This window comes from Mycobacterium sp. (assembly GCF_025965855.1).
Lineage (GTDB): Bacteria > Actinomycetota > Actinomycetes > Mycobacteriales > Mycobacteriaceae > Mycobacterium.
On sequence record NZ_JAOPWB010000105.1, the window covers coordinates 1 to 3,036 of the forward strand.

2 protein-coding genes and 1 pseudogene are annotated in these 3,036 nt (G+C 65.0%); all 3 read right to left on the reverse strand.

The window, feature by feature from the left end:
* Window positions 1-36: 36 nt before the first annotated feature.
* Window positions 37-1,602 carry an adenylate/guanylate cyclase domain-containing protein gene (locus JWP83_RS07710; protein ID WP_297728086.1) on the reverse strand — a complete coding sequence of 522 codons (1,566 nt, stop codon included), beginning with the start codon at window positions 1,600-1,602 and terminating at the stop codon, window positions 37-39.
* A 156-nt stretch (window positions 1,603-1,758) separates the two neighbouring features.
* Window positions 1,759-2,283: a serine/threonine protein kinase gene (locus JWP83_RS07715; RefSeq protein WP_297728089.1), complete on the reverse strand. Its 525-nt coding sequence runs from the start codon at window positions 2,281-2,283 to the stop codon at window positions 1,759-1,761.
* A gap of 604 nt (window positions 2,284-2,887) precedes the next feature.
* Window positions 2,888-3,036: pseudogene (locus tag JWP83_RS07720) on the reverse strand (cyclodehydratase); the annotation flags it as partial.

Here is a 3,036-nt window from a genome sequence, read left to right on the forward strand (position 1 = left end):
TGCCGAGGCACTGAAGAGCGACATCATCGAGATCCTCTAGAGCGAGCGCACGCTGGCTCCGGTGGGCGTTCTGCTGTGCGGGGTGAGACGAGCCATCGTACGGAGCACCCACGGTGTCCGCCTGGCAATCACCTCGGCGGCGCGGTCTGACCTCCGCATCGCGGTCCGAGGCCCGGGGGTGGGCATCGATGCCAATTGCACCTCTGCCGATTCCGCCCGCGCGCCGTGACGATCGACCGCCAGGAGTTGCCAGCTGCCGGGCACACCGCGCAGCTCAACGCTGCCACGGTCCACAAAGCCCGTGCCGGACCCGACGACCAGGTCACGAACAGTGCGGGACACGAGGATTTCGCCGGCGCCGGCCTGGCCGAGGATCCGCGCCGCAATATGTACTGCGATCCCCCCGATGTCGGCGTCCAGCAGCTCGCACTCGCCAGTGTGAATGCCAGCGCGGATCTCGATGCCCAGCTTCTCCGCATCAGCCCGCAAGCCCTCGGCGCAGCGGATCGCCTGCGTCGGGCCGTCGAACGTGGTGAGGTGGCCGTCGCCGGTGCTCTTGACCACCGTGCCGCCGAACCGTTGCGTGAGTTCGGCGGTGATCTCACTAAAGCGGTGCAGCACCGCGCGCCACCGCTCATCGCCCGCTGCCGCGGCGTGTTGGGTCGATGCGACCATGTCGGTGAATAGCACGGTGCGCAGGGCGCGATGTGACTGTGCAGGCGCGGCATGGCTGCCGGTGAGGAACTCCTCGATCCCGGTCAGGATCTTGTCGGGCTCGGTTAAGAAGGGTGCGTGGTCCGTACCCTCGACCTCGAGGTACCGCGCGCCGGGGATGTGGTTGGCGAGATACCGGCCGCCCTGCACCGGAACCGCGGGGTCCTCGCGGGCATGGATGACCAGGGTTGGCGCGGTGATCGTTGGCAGGATCGGTCGCACGTCAGTCAGAAAGGCCGCTTCGAATGACGCCCGCGCCATTCCCGGGCTCGCGCTCATGCGCTCCAACATTGCGAGCTGGCGTATCGACCGAACCGACGGCGCGCTGATGCTGGCTGCCGCACCGCTGCCCCACCCGGAGCGCACGGCGCGACCGGCTTCCAGCCAGCGGGCGAGCTGTTCAATCGACGGCGTGTAGTCCTCACCCAGCTCGGAAAGGAAGCGCGCCCGCAGCTCGCCCGGGTCGCGATCCATGTCGTCCCACCTGCCTGGGTGAAACGAGTATGTGCCGCAGAGGATCAGCGCCCGCACTCGCTCCGGCCGTGCTGCCGCGAACATCATGGACGCCGGTCCACCGTCACTCAGACCGGAGACGACGGCCTGTCCGAAGCCGACGGCGTCCATGACGGCCTCGATCTCGGCCACCCGATCATCCAGCGTGCGAACTTTTGGCACCGGGTCCGAAAGCCCGATCCCGGCCTTGTCGAACAAAAGGACGCGACAGAAGGTGGCGAGTTGCTCAACGAACGCTTTGAATTGGGGAAGGGTCCAGGCCAGCTCGATGTGGCTGACGAACGGCCCGACGACGACGAGCTCGACAGGGCCGTCGCCGAATACCTGATACGCCAGGCTGAGATCGCCACACGATGCGTATGACGTTTCCGGCACGGGTTGAGCGTACTGCTGATCCCACCGCCCGGCGGGGTACCAGCCGCAGTCCGCTAAACGTTCCACTTAGTGATTGCGAAGGCATCCGGTGTGGCCGTGCAGCACTTCGAGACGGGGATGTCGACCACGGAACTGGTGTCAGCGCACTCGTGGCGGTTAGGCGTTGGCCAGCCACCATTGGCGGAGCGCGTTGACGTCGGTGTTGGACGAGCGGATAGAGGCCAATACGTTTTTGCCGTCGGTGGTCCAGGTTATTGTCGCGACGCCGTTCTGGATTCCGCACGCCTCCTGTCCAGTCGTCTGGCCTTGTGTCCATGTCATCGGTGTTTGACCACCGTCCACGCAAGGAGTCTGGGATACGTCTTTAATGAAGGCTTTGAACTCGGCATTCAGAGCCTCGCCATGTCCCAAGAGTCGGTACACGGCGGAAGCCGGTCCGCTGGGGTCGGCGTTTTTTCCGCAATCGATCTCGGCAAGTGAAAGAAAGGTCAATTTATCCGCCGCCGCCGGTTGGCAATTGCTGAGGCTGTAGCCCTTCGCCAGCGAGCCGGCCAGTGTGTTGATATCTGACGAGCTACCGGCGTTGGGGTCGGCGGTCGCCGTCCCGCTAGCCGCCAATGCGAAACTGCCCATGAGCGCTGCAGCCGTTGCGGCCCGCAGCCCGTTGGTGAGATGAGACATCCCATGACTCCTTACGTTTGCCCGACCGACGGTACGGCTGCGCTGACATTCACGGCGCGGCGGCCCCAGCTTGCGTTGGTTCAAATGGCACCGCTTGGACATATCAACCAGCTGCCCGCTGCCCAGGCGTGGACTGATTAATATGCCGGGAGTTATTCACCCGAGTAATTGTTTAGGCAGCTGGTAAATGTTGGGACCGATGGCCAGCACGGAGGCGTCAGACGCCGTTGTCGACGGCGGGTAAACATACGCCTGCTCCTTCTATCATCGGCAGGATGTCGAAGGCCCGACGGCTAGGGCTGGTCCTCCTGCTCAACGTGCTGCTGGTAGCGGCCCTGGTGATTGTCGGGATGGTCGCTCACTCACTGGGAGTTGGCCGCCGGGGTCGACTACCTCGCCGACGCTGCCGCCATTGCCGTCTCGCTCATCGCGATCCGGCTGGCCCAACAACCGGCGCGCCGACGACCGTCTTCGGGTCTCCGTCTCCAGGCGGAGGCTTGGCAGTTAATTCCTGACGAAGCCTTTGTTGCGCATCATGACGCATGCTGGCGACGCCCCGCGTGTTGTTTCCGTTGTGTGCCGTGGGCAGTCATCCCATCTAATGACAGCCCAGGCAGGCGGTCACGCCGGGGATGACCAGCGGGCCCACCAGACCGGTGCCGTCGCGCACGCGAACCGGAAGATGCGGGACGCCCCGGCTGTGCAGGTCGCGCACCATGCGTGGGTCGGCGACCAGGTAGTCCGACAGCACCA

What these genes read in the sequence shown, in the direction of transcription:
- JWP83_RS07715 (WP_297728089.1), bottom strand. Translation starts at nt 2,283, where the DNA reads ATGTCTCATCTCACCAACGGGCTGCGGGCCGCAACGGCTGCAGCGCTC.